This is a genomic window from Photorhabdus machadonis, from assembly GCF_052657765.1.
The window spans coordinates 371,585-389,678 of the sequence record NZ_CP199761.1 but is presented as its reverse complement, the minus strand read 5'-3'; the positions used below and the strand labels follow the sequence as shown (position 1 = coordinate 389,678).

The window sequence follows — 18,094 nt, the reverse complement described above, 5'->3', positions numbered from 1 at the left end:
ATTTCAGAAAAAAACAGCCGGACTGGCCCGGCACATGGCTGACCGGATGACGGCGCAACCCGCCGGCGGGTTGCAGTTCACCCTCACCGCCGCCGGCCTGCCGCCCCACACCTTTGTCGTCGCCGGCTTTTCACTCAATGAAGCCCTCTCCACCCCTTTCAGCCTGAACGTCAGTTTAGCCAGCGCCGACCCGGCCATTGATTTCGCCGCGGTCCTCGATAACCGCGCCACCCTCACCATCCTGCGCGCCGGCAACATCGAACGCACCGTCACCGGCATGGTCGCCCGCTTTGTGCAGGGCAACACCGGTAAACATCAGACCCGCTATGAGATGACCCTCCGCCCCGATATGTGGCGCACCACCCTGCGCCAGAATTCACGGATTTTTCAGCGGCAGGATATCAAAACCATCCTCACCACCCTGCTCAAAGAGAGCGGCGTCCGCGATGTGGTGTTCCGCCTGCGCCATCCGCACCCGGAGCGGGAATTCTGCGTCCAGTACCGGGAAACCGACTTTGACTTTCTGCACCGGCTGACCGCCGAAGAAGGCCTGTTTTACTTCTTTGAATTCACCGGCAGCAAAAATACCCTGGTGTTCGCCGACGTGGCAGGCGCCCTCGCCACAGGCCCGGTCCTGCCCTATCACCCCGGTGAAGCGGCCGACGCGTCGCAGCTGTGCGTCACCACCCTGACCCGGCAGGCGCAGGTCCGCCCGGCCTCCGTCGAGCTCAAAGACTACACCTTTAAAAACCCGGTCTGGGCCGCCGAGTTTCGCCACCATATGCAGGAACAAAACCTCCAGCACACCGGCTATGAACACTTCGATTTCCCCGGCCGCTTCAAAGACGAGCAGCACGGTGCCGATTTCACCCGCTACCGGCTCGAAGCCCTGCGCAATGACGCCCTGACCGGCCACGGGGACAGTAACCACGCCGCCATGCTGCCGGGGGTCCTCTTCACCCTCACTGACCATCCCCGCGATGACCTCAACCAGCTCTGGCAGCTGGTCAGCGTCTCCCACAACGGCAGCCAGCCGCAGGCGCTGGAACAGGCCGGCGGCGAGGCCGGCACCGTCATGAGCAACCAGTTCACCTTTATCCCCGCGCATCAGCACTGGCGTCCGAGGCCGGCGCGCAAACCGGTGATGGACGGCCCGCAGATTGCCAAAGTCGTCGGCCCGGCCGGCGAAGAAATCTTCTGCGACTCATACGGCCGTATCCGCCTGCAATTCCTGTGGGACCGTGACGGCCAGAGTGATGACCACAGCTCCTGCTGGATACGGGTAACCCAGCCGTGGGCCGGCCAGGGCTGGGGCATGCTGGCTATCCCGCGTATCGGTCAGGAAGTGGTGGTGGACTTTCTCGACGGTGACCCGGACCAGCCGATTGTCACCGGCCGCACCTATCACGCCAGCAACCTCCCGCCCGGCACCCTGCCAGGCAGCAAAACCCAGATGGCCTTCCGCTCGAAAACCCACAAGGGCGACGGTTACAACGAACTGCGCTTTGAGGATGCCCGGGGCAGTGAAGAACTGGCTTTGCATGCGCAGCGCGATATGAACACCGTGGTGAAACACGACCAGACCCTGGTCGTGGAAACCGGTAACCGCCAGGTCACGGTGAAGACCGGTGATGAAAAAACCACCCTTGAACAGGGTAATCTCACCGAAGCTATCTGTCTGATGCGCAGCACCGAAGCCAATCAGGTGCAGGTCAGGGCCAAAGCAGGCAAAGCCGGAGACGGAACCCAGCTGTACGAAGCCAGTGACACTATTACGCTGACGGTCGGCGCGGGAAAAATGGTCATGACCAAAGAGAATATCAAAATCACCTTCGGCGGCTCCGTGATTGAACTCAACCCGGGCGGGGTGTTGATTAATGGCACAAAAATTGGCCTGAATTAAATCACCCGGACGCCGGCAAAAAACCTAAACACTCACCAGGACAACCCAATGACCCAGAAAACTTCTTTAGTCCCGTTTCACTTCAATGCCGGCTCGGTCAAAGTACCCCACGACTGGCAGGATGTCAGTATGCTGGTACTCAGCAGTCCCAATGACAAAAACGGCAGCAGTTTCACCCTCTCCCGCGATACCCTGCCCTGGGGACTCGACTTTATCCCGTTTGCCGAACGGGAAATCACCGCACTCAGTCAGCAGCTGAAAAACTATCAGCTCATTTCACAGGAAAACGGCCAGCTGGAGGGCCGCGAAACCGTGACCTCGGAGTTCACCTGGGACTCCCCGCACGGCACTCTGCATCAGCTGATGCTGCTGCTTCACCTGCCGGAACAGGTGCTGATTTTTACCGGCACCTGCTCCGGCAGGATGACTGAGATTCAGCGCGCGCAGATGCACGCCATGATAACCTCGTTTCAGCCCCGTCCGGGTGATAAACAATAACCTCAGGGAGCCGCAATGAGCCTATTACAACATGTCTGGGTGGGGGCCGGTGCGGCCCGCCGTCCCCCCGCCGCATCACCCCGGAAAACCGCCGCCGGCACAGAGGCACCGGTTAAATCCGCCCCGCCGCCCCGGACCGCAAAGACAACCTCACATTCGGATAAGGCCCTGGAATTTCTGGAAAGCGATGCGTTCAGCCAGGTCTCTATGGGGGCCGCCGGTGCCTATGCCGTGGCGACCGGGGCAGCGGCGCCCTTTGCCGCAGGCCTGGCCGCCGGCACCGTGGGGGCTTATGCCGGCAGCTATGCCGGCGATAAAATGGGTCATCAGATAGCCAATTTCCTGGGCATGCAGACGGTAGCAACCGAAGGCCATGCGCCGGCCCGGCTCGGGGATGCGATTGCCCACCAGAATAAAAAAGCCGGCTTATGGGGCGCGCTGGGCGGCATTCTGCTGGGTGCCGTGGCGGTGGTCGCCGTCGGGGCGTTAACCCTGGCGACCGGCGGGCTGGCCCTGGCCGTGGTGGCCGGCGCGGCGGCAGGATTAGCCGGCGGCTTTGTCGGTGGCATGGTAGCCGGTATCGGTGCCGCTATCGGGCAATACGGCGAAAATAAAGGCACGATTATTGAAGGCTCGCCGGATGTCTTTTTTGAAGGCAAACCGGTGGCCCGGGTCGGGGATAACATTGTGTGCAGCGACCACCCCGGCCCGGGGGTGATTGCCGAAGGCGCTAAATCCGTGTTTGCCAACGGCAAACCAATTGCCCGGCTGGGTCACCGCACCACCTGTGACGCCAATATCAACAGCGCCGCCGCCTCCATTGCCATTACCCAGGAGACGCAGGGGGTGTATGACATCATGGAAAGCAGCGACACAGAGTTACGCTGGGCGGTGGCACTGGCCGGATTAATCCCCCTGCCCAGAGGGAAAAAAGGCAACCCCCATCAAGAGCCCACCCCGTCGGTGAAAAAAACAGGCTGCAACAGCCAGTTCTGTAGCAAAGCCGGTGAACCGGTGGATGTGGCGACCGGGGATTTCTTACAGCTCTGGCCGGTGCTCGCCCTGCCGGGGTTATTGCCGCTGACCCTGAACCGGGTGTACCGCTCAACCGCCAATTTTTCCGGCCTCTTTGGCCCCAAATGGGCGGACGACTGGTCACAGCACCTGAGACGGGACGGCGAAGAGACCCATTTCACCGACGGCGAGGGGGTGATTTACACCTTCCACACCCCGGCCGAAAACGTCTTTTCGGTCAACCTGCACGCCGGTCATTATCTGCTGTACGGCCAGTTAAATGGCGAACTGCACCTGTTTAACCGCCGCACCCAGCACACCCTGAGCTTTGCGCCAGTGCCGGCCCAGGCGGATAAACGCGGCCTGTCGGCGATAGCGGACCGCCACGGCAACCGGACGGTCTTTCGTTACGATGACGCCGGGCGGCTGGCGGATATCGTGCAGCCCGGCGGGGCTGAACTGGTGCTGCACTATGAACCCGCGTCTCAGACTCAACTGTCTCAGCTCACGGCGATTGACTGGCGACATCAGGGCCAGCACCAGCGGCTGGTCACCTGCCGCTATGACAGTCAGGGTTACCTGGCCGAATGCGCGTCGTTTCAGTTTAACCATTTGTGGCATGAATACAGTCCGCAGGGGAACATGACCCGCTGGCATGACACCGACCAAACCGATGTCACCGTTCACTATGATAAAGCGGGCCGGGTAACCGCCACAACCACCCCGCAGGGCTACTGGCAGGACCGCTTTGCGTATGATGACGAAAACCGCGTCACCCGGTATTTCGACGCCGAAGGCGGCTGTACCCGTTACGAATACAATGCGGACGGGCTGGTCACCCGGGAAGTTAACCCGCTCGGTCACGACACCCTGACTGAGTGGGATTTCAGTCGCCCGGTCTCACAAACTGACCCGTCAGGCCGCACGGTCCACTGTGAATACAACCTGTACGGGGAACTGACCCTCTCCACGAACCCCCAGGGGGACAGCACCACTTACCACTACGATGAATACGGTCAGCTGACCGCGGTGGCACAACCGGACGGCGATACCTGGCGACTTCACTATAACGACCGGGGCAGTCTGGACGCAGTCACCGACCCGCAGGGCCGGATTGAAGAGACCCGTTACGGCCCACGAGGTGAAATCCTCCGCCATACCCTGCCGGACGGCCGCACCTGGCGCTACGGCTATGAACAACAGCAGTTAAGTGAAATTGAGGCCCCGGACGGCACCGTCACCCGGTTTGACACTGACGGCCTGGGCCGGTTACTGACGGTAACCGATGCCCTGCATCAGCAGACCCGCTATCATCACAGCCCCTTTCATGCCAGCCCGGCGGGCAGTGTCTGTGAAATCCACCTGCCGGACGGGGGCCGTCAGACCCTGGACTATGACAGTGAGCGGCGGGTTTCGGCACTGACCGACGGGGAAGGCCGGGTCACCCGTTATGCCTATGAGGCGTTTGACTTACTGAGCCGCGTCACCCGCCCGGATAACACCACCCTGACGTTTGCCTACGACAGACTGACCCGACTGACCGCTGTGACCAACGCGACCGGGGAAACTTACCGTTACACCCGCGACCTGGCCGGGCGGATTACCGGGGAAACCGACTTTACCGGACGGACTATCCAGTATCAGTATGATAAGGCCGGGCGCAGAATACTGGCCCGTTACCCGGATAATCAGCTGCTGCGCTGGTGCTATACCCCGGAAGACCACCTCACCCGGCAGGAAGTCTGGCAGGAAGACGAAACACAGTGTCAGCTGGTTGCAGTCACGGAATACGGCTATGACAACAAAGGCCGGCTTATCCGCGCCGTCAACCCGGACGCCGTGGTGGCATTTGAATACGACACGTCCGGCAATATCACCACGGAAACCCTTAACGGCCGGACCGTGCATCATCAGTGGGACGCCCTGAGCGGTTTACCGGTCAGCCAACAGGCGGATAACCTGCCGGCCCTGCGCTGGGATTACGGCCTGCGCGGCCAGCTGACGCAGTGGCAGCTTGACGGCCACGCCCCGCTGCACATACAGCATGACCCGCTGGGACGGGAAACCGGGCGGGAAAGCGGCGCCGGTTTTATCCAGTCACAGGCTTACACCCCGGTCGGGCTGCTGGCCCATCAGACGGCCGGGCGCCGCCCAGGGCTGTTTAAACAGACACGGCACGAAGCGGACCCGCATTATCCACCATCGGGCAGTGCGGTGACCCGCCGCTGGCATTACAATCCGGCGCACAATGTCGCCTGTATTGAGGACACTCACTGGGCGGAGACCCGTTACGGCTACAATGCGAACGACCAGGTGGTGACGGCGCAGTTTGGTGGTCCGACCGCGTGCGACGAACAGTTTGTGTATGATGCCGGTCAGAATAGGCATTACCACAAGCGGGTGCCGGCGCGGCTCAGCGACGACGTGCGGCAGACGTATCAGGAGCAGCAGGCCGGGCGGGTGGTTCAGCACGGCGCTAACACCTATCGCTATGATGAGAACGGGTGCCGGGTGGAAAAAACGGAGCGCCGGTACGGCCATCGGCCCCGGACCTGGCGTTACCGCTGGGACGGGCAACAGCGACTGACCGGATTCATCAGTCCGGAAGGGGTGCGCTGGCGTTACGGTTATGACGCTTTCGGGCGGCGGATCAGTAAGCGAAAAGAAGGGGACAACGCCGGTCAGGCGGTGAAACCGACCGCAATTATCGGTTACGATTACCTGTGGAGCGGCGACCAGCTGATAGAAGAGACGCCGGTTCTTGCGGACGGGACAGTGGCTTATGAGCGGAGCATTCACTGGCTGTATGAGCCGGGGGCGCTGACGCCGTCGGCACGGTATGAGAAAGGCACCCTGCACTATGTGGTCAGTGACCACCAGGGGACGGTGCGGGAAATCCTGACCGAGGACGGGGAACTGATATGGGCGGGCCGGCTGCTGACCTGGGGCGAAGCGGAGTGCTGGCGGGTACTGACGCGCAATGACGAGCGCAACCTGACGTGTCATCTGCGGTTTTGTGGGCAGTACGAAGACGACGAAAGCGGGCTTTTTTACAACCGACACCGTTATTATGACAGTGAAACGGGACAGTACTTATCGCCGGACCCGCTGAATCTTAGTGGTGGATTTAACCCGTACAGCTATGTCCATGATCCGGTCAATTGGATTGATCCTCTGGGGTTAACTGGATGTCCTGGGATAAAGAAACCATCTCCAGCATTGAAAGGTGATCCTTGGCATCCTGATAGTATAAAAGCTCGTCAAAAAGAATGGCAACAACTATATGGCTCTAAACCATCTACGCCTGGAGCTATGCAAAAACAAGTCGAGAGAGGTCAAGCTCCAAGAGATATCGAAAGGGTAGATAAAGGACATATTCCAGGTCAAGAACCACATGTCCACTATAAAGATGGAACTTCATCCAACCAAAGTGGCGGTGTCCATGACGCTCATCGAGGTATTCCAAATCCCAGTAAAAAAGCGATTGAATGGCTCCGTGATCATGGATGGACGCCACCAGATTAATATCTTAGTTAATAGTATAGGGTATAACATGAAAATATATGGTTATGAGTCAGAAGATAGTGACTTGGTTAGCTTGAATGAAATCACATTTCAAGCATCTGTTGATGAACTTAAGGAATTAGTTTTATTCATAAATAACTCTATTTCTCTAATTGAACTTAATGGCGATAAATTTGGTCATGAGCACCTTAGTGATTTTATTAAAAGTAAAAAAAACAAGAAACCAGATGTAATAATTACATCAATAAAAAAGCAATAATTTAGTTTTACGTTGCATTAAATAATAAATAAAGCCGGAAAGTTCCTTCGAGATCTTCCGGCCTTCTTATGATATCTATCGTGGCGAATATCCACTCTTGCGGTGATTCAGCACGGGGCCTGCACTTATCACTACGATGAGAACGGGCGGCGAACAGAGAAAACCGAACAGCGACGGGGTTACTGGCCGCGGACCTGGCGCTATCGCTGAGATGCGCACGACCGGCTGACCGACTTTATCAGCCCGGAAGCGGTGCGCTGGCGTTATTGTTATGATGCCTTCGGGCGACGGATTGGCAAACGACAGGAGACGGACGCCGCCGGACCACCGGTAAAACCGACCGCAATAATCGGCTATGATTACCTGTGGAGCGGCGAGCAACTGATTGAAGAGACGCCGGTATATGCGGATGGCACTGTCGGGTATGAACAGAGCATTCACTGGCTGTATGAGCCGGGCGCCCTGACCTCTTCGGCCCGGTATGAAAAAGGTCAGCTATACTATGTGGTGAGTGACCATCAGGGAACGGTGCGGGAAATCCTGACAGAGGACGGGGAACTGATATGGGCGGGCCGGCTGCTGACCTGGGGCGAAGCGGAGTGCTGGCGGGTACTGACGCGCAATGATGAGCGCAACCTGACGTGTCATCTGCGGTTTTGTGGGCAGTATGAGGATGAGGAAAGCGGGTTATTTTATAATCGGCACCGTTATTACGACAGGGAAACGGGACAGTACCTCTCGCCGGACCCGCTGAATCTTAGTGGTGGATTTAACCCGTACAGCTATGTCCATAATCCGGCGAACTGGATTGATCCGCTCGGGTTAGCCGGTAAAAATTGCCAAGATGTTGGTAATAAGCCTAAAAATGCTCAAGAAATGGCAGAGGAGTTAGCTAATCAACTTAATAAAAATACAGTGACATTCTCAACTCCAACGACTATGGGGCATATAGATTTAAGAGGTAGAGCGCATTTTGATAAAATAACCCAAACGGATATACCAACTCCACATGTTCAAACTTCACCAATAAATATAGCTCCTAATGGAAAACGCTTTCCTTTGAAAAAGCAGGAAGTAGCCAGACCTGCTACGAAGCAAGATATACGTACAGCTAGAGAACTAGCTAAAAAACAAGGGATATTAAAATGAATGATAATATCATTGAACACCTTCAAAACTGGTATCAATCTAAATGCGATGGAATGTGGGAACATGAATATGGCTTTGATATCAGTACATTAGATAATCCTGGTTGGAAGGTTAATATATCAGGAGAAAATGGGAAAAACCCATTAAATATTATTGTAAATAACACTGATGCCGATTGGGTAAATATAAAGGCAAGTGAAAGAGAATTTAAAGGATATGGAGGTATTGCAAATTTAGAGACAATACTGAAATATGCAGCACAATGGCTTGATAAAGTGTAGAAATATAATTAATTAAAGCCGGAAAGATCTTTCGAGATCTTCCGGCTTTCTGATGATCTATCTTGATGAATACCCACGGTAAGCCAGAGCGGATTGAAGCTTAGAAATCGCATCCTTAATCTGATACGCTTCCTCGTCATTCACGGCACAGGCGCGTATCTCCGCCCAGTTCAGCCGCTTAACCAGTTGGGCCAAGGCCAGTGCTTCAATGTGAGTTAACTGAATGTCCTGCAAATGTTCAATGGCTATCGTCATCTCATGCTCTCCTCTTAACCCACAAAACCGGTTATCAGCGCCCGCATCTGCTGCTTAATCTCCCGCAGCGTAATGTTCCGGTGAACTCACCTCGCGTTGTCAGATAACAACAAAATGGGATGTTAACTAAAGAGATTATCAGGCCAGGGCAACAGCGACTGACCGGATTCATCAGTCCGGAAGGGGTGCGCTGGCGTTACGGTTATGACGCTTTCGGGCGGCGGATCAGTAAGCGAAAAGAAGGGGACAACGCCGGTCAGGCGGTGAAACCGACCGCAATTATCGGTTACGATTACCTGTGGAGCGGCGACCAGCTGATAGAAGAGACGCCGGTTCTTGCGGACGGGACAGTGGCTTATGAGCGGAGCATTCACTGGCTGTATGAGCCGGGGGCGCTGACGCCGTCGGCACGGTATGAGAAAGGCACCCTGCACTATGTGGTCAGTGACCATCAGGGGACGGTGCGGGAAATCCTGACCGAGGACGGGGAACTGATATGGGCGGGCCGGCTGCTGACCTGGGGCGAAGCGGAGTGCTGGCGGGTACTGACGCGCAATGACGAGCGCAACCTGACGTGTCATCTGCGGTTTTGTGGGCAGTATGAGGATGAGGAAAGCGGGTTATTTTATAATCGGCACCGTTATTACGACAGGGAAACGGGACAGTACTTATCGCCAGACCCAATTGGATTAGCAGGTGGATTTAACCCGTACAGCTATGTCCATGATCCGGTAAACTGGATTGACCCATTCGGGTTAGCCGGATGTAATGCTGTCAAGGCAAAAAGCAGGAATGATGCTATCCGTCAAGCCAAAAAACATGCGCAAGTTCCTAGAAATTCAAGAGGCGGTCAAGATATTGGAATTGATGAGTTGAATGCAAGTAGCCGTGGGGATAATTGGGGTAAAATGAAAGCCGAAGGTGGTAAAAAATTAGGTCGCCGCAATCCCAATGGCAAAAACAGTTGGTTTGAACATCCGGACGGCCATCCTGATGCTGGACAACCTGGTATTCCAGAACATCACTCCGGAGGGCATATACATGCAGTAGATCCGAAGGGAGTTGAGCATATTTTTGTATGGTAATAAGGTGACCATATATATGTATATAGAAAAATTAATTAAATATCCTTTCCCTGAATGGGCAAATGTTTTTACTGACGTAAATAAATTAATCGTTGAACCATATTGTATTTGCTATCAATACAATGTTACTCAGAACGGTTATGGACCTTATGGTTTTCTTACTGATATATCCCAGAAAATAATATCAAATATATTCAATGAGTTGTACTTTTTTGACTCTACAATCAATTCATTGAAGAAACGTGAAAACATTAATAAAGATGGAATATATTTTTATGGGGAAAACAGTGAAAATGAAAAAATAATGAGCGAGGTTTATAATTACAGTCATATTATATTAAAAAATAAATTTAGAGAGAAAAAAGGTTTGCCTCCTATTTCTTTACCTTTAAACCCTGTTCTTTTAGAACTATATAAAGATAATTTGTATCGCTCTGAAAAGGTTAATGAATTAATAAGACGTGACTGTGGTTTTATTATTAGTGATTTTTATATGCCTGAATCAGGTAAAACATTAATTGTCTTTAAACCTGAGCTATGGGATGAAATAGTACTGCTTTTTGAAAAAGAAAAAGTATTATTTGTAGAGCTTGATTCATTCAATCTTCTTAAGGCGTGGTAATTATATAATGTAGAAGCCGGAAAGATCTTTCGAGATCTTCCGGCTTTTTTCCGCGCAGTGAATCCGCCATGAAAGCAGATGTAGGAAAAGGAATGAAAGTTTTCCACAGCAGTAATCATAATATTTATTCTAATGAAGTAAGGCAGGAAATAGAAAGTAATGTTCCGGTGAACTCACCTTGCGTTGTCAGATAACAACAAAATGGGATGTTAACGGAAGGGATTCTCAGGCCAGGGCAGCAGCTCATTCAACCGACTGTTCGGCCAGACAGGCAGCCGACTGAGGACATCACGTAACCAGACCCAGGGCTCATGTCCGTTGGCTTTGGCCGTTTCCAGCAGGCTCATTATCATGGCCGCCCGTTGCCCCGCGGCCAGTGAACCCGCAAAAAGCCAGTTCTTTCGGCCGAGCGCCACACCCCGGACCGCATTCTCCGCCCGGTTGTTGTCTATCGGCACCCGCCCGTCATCCAGATAACACACCAGCGCCGGCCAGCGCTTCAGCGTGTAATCTATCGCTTTGCGTAACCCGGAGTTGGGTGCCGTTTGGGCCTGAGTCGTCTGCAACCAGGACCGGAACTCATTCAGCCACGGCCGGGCATAACGCTGTCGCCACTGACGCCGTTTATCCGGCAGCCGGTGTTTGATTTTTCGCTCCAGCTTGTACAGGTCACGAATGCCATCCAGCGCCTGTTTCGCCACCGGACTTTGGCTCGCTTTGTATTGGTCAAAGAATTTGCGGCGGGCGTGAGCCCGGCAACCCGCTTCGGTGATATCCGCCCGGGCATGCAGCGCGTTGTAACCGGCATAGTCATCCGTCACCAACGTGCCGCCCGACCAGTCTTTCAGCAGGCTCTGGGCATAACGGCCGCTGCGGCCGGGATGCAGCTCATAGTACACCACTGCCGGCGAGGTATCGGGGCCGGTGACAGACGTCCACAGGTAAGCTCGCCGGGTCTGGCCTTTTCCCGGGGCCAGTATCGGCAACGGGGTCTCATCGGCATGCAGCACCGGGGACGTCAGCAGCGTCTGCTTCAGGGCATCGGCCAGCGGTTGCAACGCCACAGCCACCTGCCCCACCCAGTCCGACAGGGTGCTGCGGGCCAGGGTTACACCGCTGCGGGCATAGATTTGCTGCTGACGGTAGAGCGGCAGGTGGTCACGATATTTAGCGACCACCACCTGAGCCAGCAACCCCGGCTCCGGAAGGCCCTTTTCAATAAGATGGGCGGGCTGGGCTTTAGCATGAATTCGCTGGCAGGCCGCACAGCTGTACTGCGGACAGACATAACGCCGGACGATAAACGTGGCCGGACAGTATTCCAGTCGCTCACTGATTTCATCACGCAAAAAGCGCAGGGCATGACCGCAATCCGGGCAGCTCTCCGTCTCCGGCACCAGCCGGATATCTTCACGGGGTAATGTCGCCGGCAAAGGCTGACGTTTAGGCTGGGCCGGGGGCGCGTTTTCCTTGATATGCAGGCGTGACAGCCGGGTTTCCAGCACCGCGATATCGGTATCGGCATCTTCCTCAAACTGACAGCGTTTGGGACCGGCAGGCAGGGTTTCGCTGTGCGCGCCAAAACGCCAGCGTTGCGCCTGTTTCAGGGCCTCTTCCAGCTGGCGAATATAATCACCTTGTTGCTGAAGCAGCGCCAGTGCCCGCAGGCGGAACTGGCCGGGGTCATCCAGCGCGATTAAGTCATTGAGCGTCATGCAGACAGTGTACCGGATAATTCCCCGTCGTTATCCGGTAAAAGTGTGACCGGGGTAGCGGAATTAGCTTCGCCAGCCGGACAGGTCATCTCCCTCGACTTGTTGCCAGTGAATGCCGCGGATGAGCCAGTCAAACTGGGCGGGCGTCATCACCCAGCTGCGCTCGCCCTGCTTCGGCCAGACAAAATGGGCCCGGTGCAGACGGCGGGTACACAGCCAGACGCCGTGTCGGTCCCAGCGCAACACCTTGAGACGGGAGCGGGCCTTGTTGCAGAAAACAAAAGCGGCCTCGTCCTGCCAGCGCAAATTCAGTCCCTCCAGGTGCCGGGTCAGGGCATCAATGCCCCGGCGCATGTCGACAGGCTCTCGCACCAGAAAGAGCTGTTGCGGTTTCAGCATCGGGCCAGTACCCGCATCACGTCAGGCAGCAGCGTCAATGGACAGGCGATGGCATAGCCGTCTGGGGTATGCAGGGTGACGGTGCGCGTGTCGTCAGGCTGGAGTGAAACAGGCAAGAGGGCGGGCAGTGTCTGGCTGAGAGGTTGGCGCATTTTGTGACTGTCGGCAATCCAGTCGCGGAAAGAGGAAAAACTCAGCTGATGCTGTTCGCAATACTGTTTTCGAGTCAGGTCACTGTGGCGCCATTGGGTCACATGGTGTTGTTTTTGCTCCGGGGTATATCGACTACGGTTCATGGTGTCAGTCTCCAAATGAAGATAGGGAAGCGGTAGCGTGCATGGGCCGGAGAGGAAGAACAAGGTGAGATGACCGGACGTTTACACTCCAGAAGGTACGACCCGTTATCATTACGATGTCATGGGGAAATTGTTGACGGTAGAATCCCCGGACAACACCCTGCATTTTGAATATGACGAACAGGACCGGATAGTGCGGGAAATCCAGCCATACGGGGAAATTCGGCGTCACTACCCAGATAACCACACCGTCGGGCGGCAGCTGCTGACGGGCGAAACGGACCCGGTTGCAGGGCCCGCCCGCTTCACCGGACAGACTCAGCCCGGACACTGGCAGAGTCAGGTGCAGGTTAACCGGGCCGGGGAGCTGACCGGGCTGACCTTAGACAGTCAGCCGCCCCTGACGGTGGAACGGGATGAGGCGGGGCGGGACACCGGCCGTTACACCGAAAGCGGCTTCATTGTGCGTCAGCAGTATAACCTGATGGGATTACTGACCGCGCAACGGGCGGGGCGTAACCCGCACTTCTTCCGCCCGGCTGACCTGGCGGAGATGCCCGACCCCGCCTATGCCAGTCTGGCCAGACAGTATGAATACGATGCGGCCCTGAACCTGACGGCGGCCCGTGACGATGCGCAGCAGTTGCACTATATCCTCAACGGCAACGGCCAGGTGGTCTCGGTGAGTGATGAAAGGAGCCTGCGCGAGCATTATCAGTATGATGTCACCGGTTATCCGTCACGGCGGTTTGACGGGACGCAGGAGATTATGGGGGAAACCCTCTACCAGGAGGGCCACCGCCTGAACTGGGTGGGCTCGCACCGGTTTGTCTACGACCTGGCCGGCCGCGTGCAGGAGAAACAGTTTTTAGCCGAGGGTTACCGGCTGGCGGTGACCAAATACCGCTGGAACAGCCAGAACCAGCTGACCGGCCTCCTCACCCCGGACGGCCGCCGGTGGGAATATCGTTATGACGCCTTCGGGCGGCGCACCGAAAAACGCTGTATCCAGACCGGTAAGCTGACCACGTATTTATGGGACGGGGATGTGCCGGCGGAAATCCGCGAATACCAGCATGGCCGGCTGAAAATCATCCGCCATCTGGTGTTTGACGGCTGGGCACTGATGGCCCAGCAGACGCAGGCGTTTACCCTCAATCTGGACAACCGGGTGGGCCTGGTGGTGGGGGCGATTGAGACCCAGTATGCGGTGAGCGCCCCGACCGGTGAGCCGCTGGCGCTGTTCGACCCGGCCGGGCAACGGGTGTGGCGGCAGCCGAAACAGTCGCTGTACGGGCTGCGTCTGGCGGAGCAGGATGAGAACCCGCAGCTGGATCCGGGCCTGCGATTCGCCGGGCAACTTTTTGATGAGGAAAGTGGTTTATGTTATAACCGGTTCCGGTATTATTTGCCGGAAGCGACGTGCTACCTCAGCCCTGATCCTACGGGCCTCTGGGGTGGTGAAAATCCGTATGCATATGTCAAAAATCCCACCGGATGGATTGACCCATTCGGATTAGAATGTAAAAACCCTCACGGATATAAAGCCGGTGATGTAGACTTGCATGGCAATTTATCTCCGGGCGTTAATAGAGCACTAGGTCACAGTAATACTAAAGCTGATAATCTTGTACAGAGTCATCACCCAATACAAGATCATTGGGCTAAAAAACGCATAAAGGGTTATAGAAGAAATTCAGCGCCCGCCACATTATTACATTCAACTTCTGGGATGCCTCATGCTCAAATCAGTGCAGCACAAAGGACAAGAAGGGCGATGCCTGGAGGATGGGACAAGACATTAAAAGAGGAGTTTCATACAAGTTATAGAGAGATGATTGATGCTGGCGTACCTCAAGCTCAAGCAAGAAAAGCCCTTGGCGATGCTTATAAATATTTTGATAAGCTTAGAGGCGCTAATAAAAACAATCCATTTTTTGATATCTAGATTTATTAAGAGGAAAATTTTATGAAGAAAGAAGATATTTTAGAAAAATTAAATTCTATTGAAAAAGAATTGAATATTAAATTGCCTAATTTTTATAGAAAGTTTTTATCCGAGAAGATTCAAAATGAACCTTATATTGAAATAACCGGCAAAGATCAAGAAAATATATATGTTTATAATTGTGAATATGTTATTGAAAGAAATAAAACATATAACATTCAAGAGGCTGAACCAAATTATTTTTTAATCGGTCAAGATGGTGATCTTGGTTACTTTATATATGCAGAAAAAAATAAGGAAAGTGATATTATTTATAGCCTAGACTTGGGAGCTTTAGGTACCGTAGAAATGGATAAGGAAGCGGACAAAGAAGCAAATGATATTTATAGTTTAGGAATATAAATATCTAAAAGTCAGCCAAGATAATGAGTTAGGACTATCTTGGCTGAATATTTATATAAATAGAATTTTAATCGATAAATATGAGAAAATTAACTCAATATCCTGCCTTAATACTTCCAAATCAGCTCCCTCATTCGGAGCTTGATCTCTCTGAGCTGGTCTTGCTGGCGCAGGACTGTTGCTTAATGTTGCGAGTATCGTCGCTGCCAGGGATCAGCGCCAAACAGCCATCCATAATCTTTCCGGCTTTGTTATTTTTATGCTTAAATAAATATTTTACAGGGTCGGTCTTATATATTAAATATATAAATTAAAATCACAAAAATATAAAATAAATAAGAAGGTAAACAAAGGAATAATATAGAAAAATATAAGATTAATAGTAAATATATACATAATATATATTTTTACTATTTTATTCTGTTTTCTCTCTAAAACAGCAAAAAGCCGGAATCGCTTCCGGCTGGTTTCTTTCTTACCGTGGCGAATACCCGTGATACGCCAGTGCCGACTGGAGCCGCCCTATCGCAGCCTTGATAACCCAGGCTTCCGTGTCATCAATCGCACAGGCCCGTATCTCAGACCAGCTCAGCCGCTTAACCAGTTGGGCTAAGGCCAGCGCTTCAAGGTGAGTTAACTGAATGTCCTGTAAAGTAAGAGTCCGGTGAACTCATCTTGCCGAACAAAAGTAAGGAATATTATCGTCATGCCGAACGTATTTTCCCTCCTGAACAGAAGTTCATTTTAATTAACCTTTATTTAAATCTAAGTTTTCGGTTTTGTCATAAATACTTAATACATCTTTCCACTTTATCCTGAACTGATTTCTTTTCTTAACTTTAGACACCCCTTCCTGATATTTTATATTAACACCTGGATCATAATATATTTTACTTGATTCAAGCGCATTTATAAATTTAGTAAGATTAGCACCTGTAGCTAATACAATTTGGGGACCAAATTTATAGTATGGGAAGTCAGCATATTTCATTTCATACGAAACAAAACATGTTTTAGTATGTTTCCGTTTCCAGTGGTCTAATAATTTTCCGAAATTCCAAACAGCAGCAATATTACCGCTTGTACTCCTAAGTACTAATCCACCATCAGGATCTATAATTTCTTTCTTATCAAAATCATATCCTTCAAGATATAAAGTCAGCTTCGTCTTTTCATTTAACAATCCGATTTTATGTATACTGGCAAAATCAACTCTATCCTCTTTCTTAGAGGATGCATAATCACTCATAAATTTATGTAGATTTTCTATATATTCTCCTTTATTTGGTTCTGGAGTCATTAAAGTTACGACGCTTCCTGAATGTGCTTTTAATTCCCAACCAGAAAAATCAGGACCAGATCTGCCATTTGGTATAATTCCAAATAAACTTTCTAAAGTAAAACCAGCCCCATTTCTTGCTCTATATTCAATTACATTGCCATTTTTATCTAATCTTTGCGATTTAATAAAACCATAAGAATAAATTTCTTTAAGACGAGCTATAAGATCAATACGGCTATCTTTAATATTAGAATAATATTCATAAAAAACGGAGAAAACAGGATTTATTATATTCTTATCAATTAATTTTCTGAGCTCAATAGAAAGAGTATCTTCCCAAGAACTCATATAAGCAAGAATAATGTCTTCACATATACCAAAAATTAAATAACGGCTCTTATCATATCTATTTATCCTTTCTTCTTTTGTTGGTGGTTGCATTAAATGAGATGGAGCTATCGAACAACTTTTTATAATTCCCGACAGACGAATTTCTGGATATTTAGGATATAAAATAATTTGAGACCCATATGCCTGCTCTTTATAGCCGTCAGCATTTATCCAAAATAAATTTAATGCAGCCTTAAATATTGCACCTTTTTTTGACATACCAGCACTCTTCAGTTCACCAATAGGAATACCTTGTATGACAGTAAAATCAGATCCTAAATATATCTGTTGCTTAGAGTTGTCATTGTTTGAAAGTGGTTTAACTATAATTTTCTTAGCTCCTAAACCTTTCATGATAAATGATATTTTTTCTATATTTATCAGTTCATTAGCCATTTCCTGCTCCATCTATTAGTTACAATCTTTCTATAGATTAACTCTATTAAAGTAAAAATAGAATGCTGCACAGAAGGACAGGTCATTTTTTAATCAAAATGAAACTTATAGGTGGAGGAGCCTTAGTATGTAATGTAACGATATCTTACAAAAAAGAGTTAAAAAACACTTTTAATTTAAAAAACTATTTATTTTTCTGCAAAAATACTTTATGTATCCCCACGGTATCAATTTCCGCATGAGTTTCACTTACACATAACCACTCTTCAATCCTTTCTGATAACTCATTGTCTGTCAGTTTCAAACGTCCTCTTAAAGTGCATTCCCAGACAACTAATATTTTCCAACGGTTATCTGAAAGAAAATTCATAACACACTGATCTCTTTTAATATTTTTTCCAATTTTATCTAACCAGAATTCAGTACGGGTAGCTGGCGTTTTGAAAAGATGGCAATTATGCCCATGCCAGAAACAACCATGTACGAATAAAATAGCCTGATACTCATCAATAACGAAATCAGGCTTACCTGGAAGATCACTTACCTGCATTCTATAAATTACCCCAAGATTATGAAGAATTTTAACCAGTTTTTTTTCTATGGCTGTATCACAGTTACGGATCGCTCTCATATTTTTACTGCGAGTAGATGGATTGTGAACATCAGCCATAATTT

The 18,094-nt window shown here is 51.4% G+C and carries 15 protein-coding genes and 2 pseudogenes; 10 read left to right on the top strand and 7 right to left on the bottom strand.

The genetic code is table 11. The annotated features are described in order from the left end of the window. Nucleotides 1-34: 34 nt before the first annotated feature. The 6 genes and pseudogenes from ACUN2T_RS01955 to ACUN2T_RS01930 all read left to right on the top strand — a co-directional run bounded on the left by ACUN2T_RS01955 (nucleotide 35) and on the right by ACUN2T_RS01930 (nucleotide 8,629). A complete protein-coding gene (locus ACUN2T_RS01955; RefSeq protein WP_445497784.1) occupies nucleotides 35-1,903 on the top strand; it encodes a type VI secretion system Vgr family protein in 1,869 nt (622 codons plus the stop codon). A gap of 48 nt (nucleotides 1,904-1,951) precedes the next feature. After that, entirely contained in the window at nucleotides 1,952-2,401 is a 450-nt protein-coding gene (locus ACUN2T_RS01950; protein ID WP_445495995.1) for a DcrB-related protein, read from the top strand. Between the two features lie 15 nt (nucleotides 2,402-2,416). Then, complete coding sequence (locus ACUN2T_RS01945; protein WP_445495994.1) at nucleotides 2,417-6,940, top strand: RHS repeat-associated core domain-containing protein; 4,524 nt, start codon at nucleotides 2,417-2,419, stop codon at nucleotides 6,938-6,940. 28 nt (nucleotides 6,941-6,968) lie between these two features. Continuing rightward, the gene (locus ACUN2T_RS01940) at nucleotides 6,969-7,199 is read left to right on the top strand and encodes a hypothetical protein (RefSeq protein WP_445495993.1); all 231 of its coding nucleotides are present in this window, start codon (nucleotides 6,969-6,971) and stop codon (nucleotides 7,197-7,199) included. Nucleotides 7,200-7,301: 102 nt separating this feature from the next. After that, nucleotides 7,302-8,348 (top strand): annotated as a pseudogene (locus ACUN2T_RS01935) (RHS repeat domain-containing protein); the annotation flags it as partial. Beyond that, on the top strand, nucleotides 8,345-8,629 hold the full coding sequence (locus ACUN2T_RS01930; protein ID WP_133814652.1) for an Imm53 family immunity protein: 285 nt from the start codon (nucleotides 8,345-8,347) through the stop codon (nucleotides 8,627-8,629). The pseudogene ACUN2T_RS01935 and the gene ACUN2T_RS01930, both read left to right, overlap by 4 nt. Nucleotides 8,630-8,686: 57 nt before the next feature. Here the strand turns inward: ACUN2T_RS01930 and ACUN2T_RS01925 are convergent, their stop codons facing one another. Beyond that, nucleotides 8,687-8,884, bottom strand: a complete 198-nt coding sequence (locus ACUN2T_RS01925; RefSeq protein WP_445495992.1) for a DUF7706 family protein — start codon at nucleotides 8,882-8,884, stop codon at nucleotides 8,687-8,689. Between the two features lie 284 nt (nucleotides 8,885-9,168). Here ACUN2T_RS01925 and ACUN2T_RS01920 point away from each other — a divergent pair. Then, nucleotides 9,169-9,651: pseudogene (locus ACUN2T_RS01920) on the top strand (RHS repeat-associated core domain-containing protein); the annotation flags it as partial. 334 nt (nucleotides 9,652-9,985) lie between these two features. Further along, a complete protein-coding gene (locus tag ACUN2T_RS01915; protein WP_445495991.1) occupies nucleotides 9,986-10,591 on the top strand; it encodes a hypothetical protein in 606 nt (201 codons plus the stop codon). A gap of 209 nt (nucleotides 10,592-10,800) precedes the next feature. On the opposite strand, the gene tnpC is transcribed toward ACUN2T_RS01915, so the two are convergent. The 3 genes from tnpC to tnpA form a co-directional block, all read right to left on the bottom strand. Beyond that, nucleotides 10,801-12,306 (bottom strand): IS66 family transposase, encoded by a 1,506-nt coding sequence (gene tnpC / locus ACUN2T_RS01910; protein WP_445495990.1) that lies wholly within the window; start codon nucleotides 12,304-12,306, stop codon nucleotides 10,801-10,803. Between the two features lie 63 nt (nucleotides 12,307-12,369). Next, entirely contained in the window at nucleotides 12,370-12,705 is a 336-nt protein-coding gene (gene tnpB / locus ACUN2T_RS01905) for an IS66 family insertion sequence element accessory protein TnpB (protein ID WP_214089177.1), read from the bottom strand. After that, complete coding sequence (gene tnpA, locus ACUN2T_RS01900; protein WP_445495989.1) at nucleotides 12,699-13,001, bottom strand: IS66 family insertion sequence element accessory protein TnpA; 303 nt, start codon at nucleotides 12,999-13,001, stop codon at nucleotides 12,699-12,701. The genes tnpB and tnpA overlap by 7 nt, the downstream gene beginning before the upstream one ends. A gap of 133 nt (nucleotides 13,002-13,134) precedes the next feature. Between tnpA and ACUN2T_RS01895 the strand changes: the two genes are divergently transcribed. Together ACUN2T_RS01895 and ACUN2T_RS01890 are read left to right on the top strand one after the other, a co-directional pair. Next, entirely contained in the window at nucleotides 13,135-14,949 is a 1,815-nt protein-coding gene (locus ACUN2T_RS01895) for an RHS repeat-associated core domain-containing protein (RefSeq protein WP_445495988.1), read from the top strand. Between the two features lie 21 nt (nucleotides 14,950-14,970). Then, complete coding sequence (locus ACUN2T_RS01890; RefSeq protein WP_054481687.1) at nucleotides 14,971-15,351, top strand: SMI1/KNR4 family protein; 381 nt, start codon at nucleotides 14,971-14,973, stop codon at nucleotides 15,349-15,351. Nucleotides 15,352-15,826: 475 nt separating this feature from the next. On the opposite strand, the gene ACUN2T_RS01885 is transcribed toward ACUN2T_RS01890, so the two are convergent. From ACUN2T_RS01885 to ACUN2T_RS01875, 3 genes are all read right to left on the bottom strand, one after another. Beyond that, on the bottom strand, nucleotides 15,827-15,943 hold the full coding sequence (locus ACUN2T_RS01885) for a DUF7706 family protein (protein WP_445497780.1): 117 nt from the start codon (nucleotides 15,941-15,943) through the stop codon (nucleotides 15,827-15,829). Nucleotides 15,944-16,099: 156 nt separating this feature from the next. Continuing rightward, nucleotides 16,100-17,419 carry an MvaI/BcnI family restriction endonuclease gene (locus ACUN2T_RS01880; RefSeq protein ID WP_445495987.1) on the bottom strand — a complete coding sequence of 440 codons (1,320 nt, stop codon included), beginning with the start codon at nucleotides 17,417-17,419 and terminating at the stop codon, nucleotides 16,100-16,102. Between the two features lie 184 nt (nucleotides 17,420-17,603). Further along, nucleotides 17,604-18,089: a very short patch repair endonuclease gene (locus ACUN2T_RS01875; RefSeq protein ID WP_445495986.1), complete on the bottom strand. Its 486-nt coding sequence runs from the start codon at nucleotides 18,087-18,089 to the stop codon at nucleotides 17,604-17,606. Between the last annotated feature and the right edge of the window lie 5 nt (nucleotides 18,090-18,094).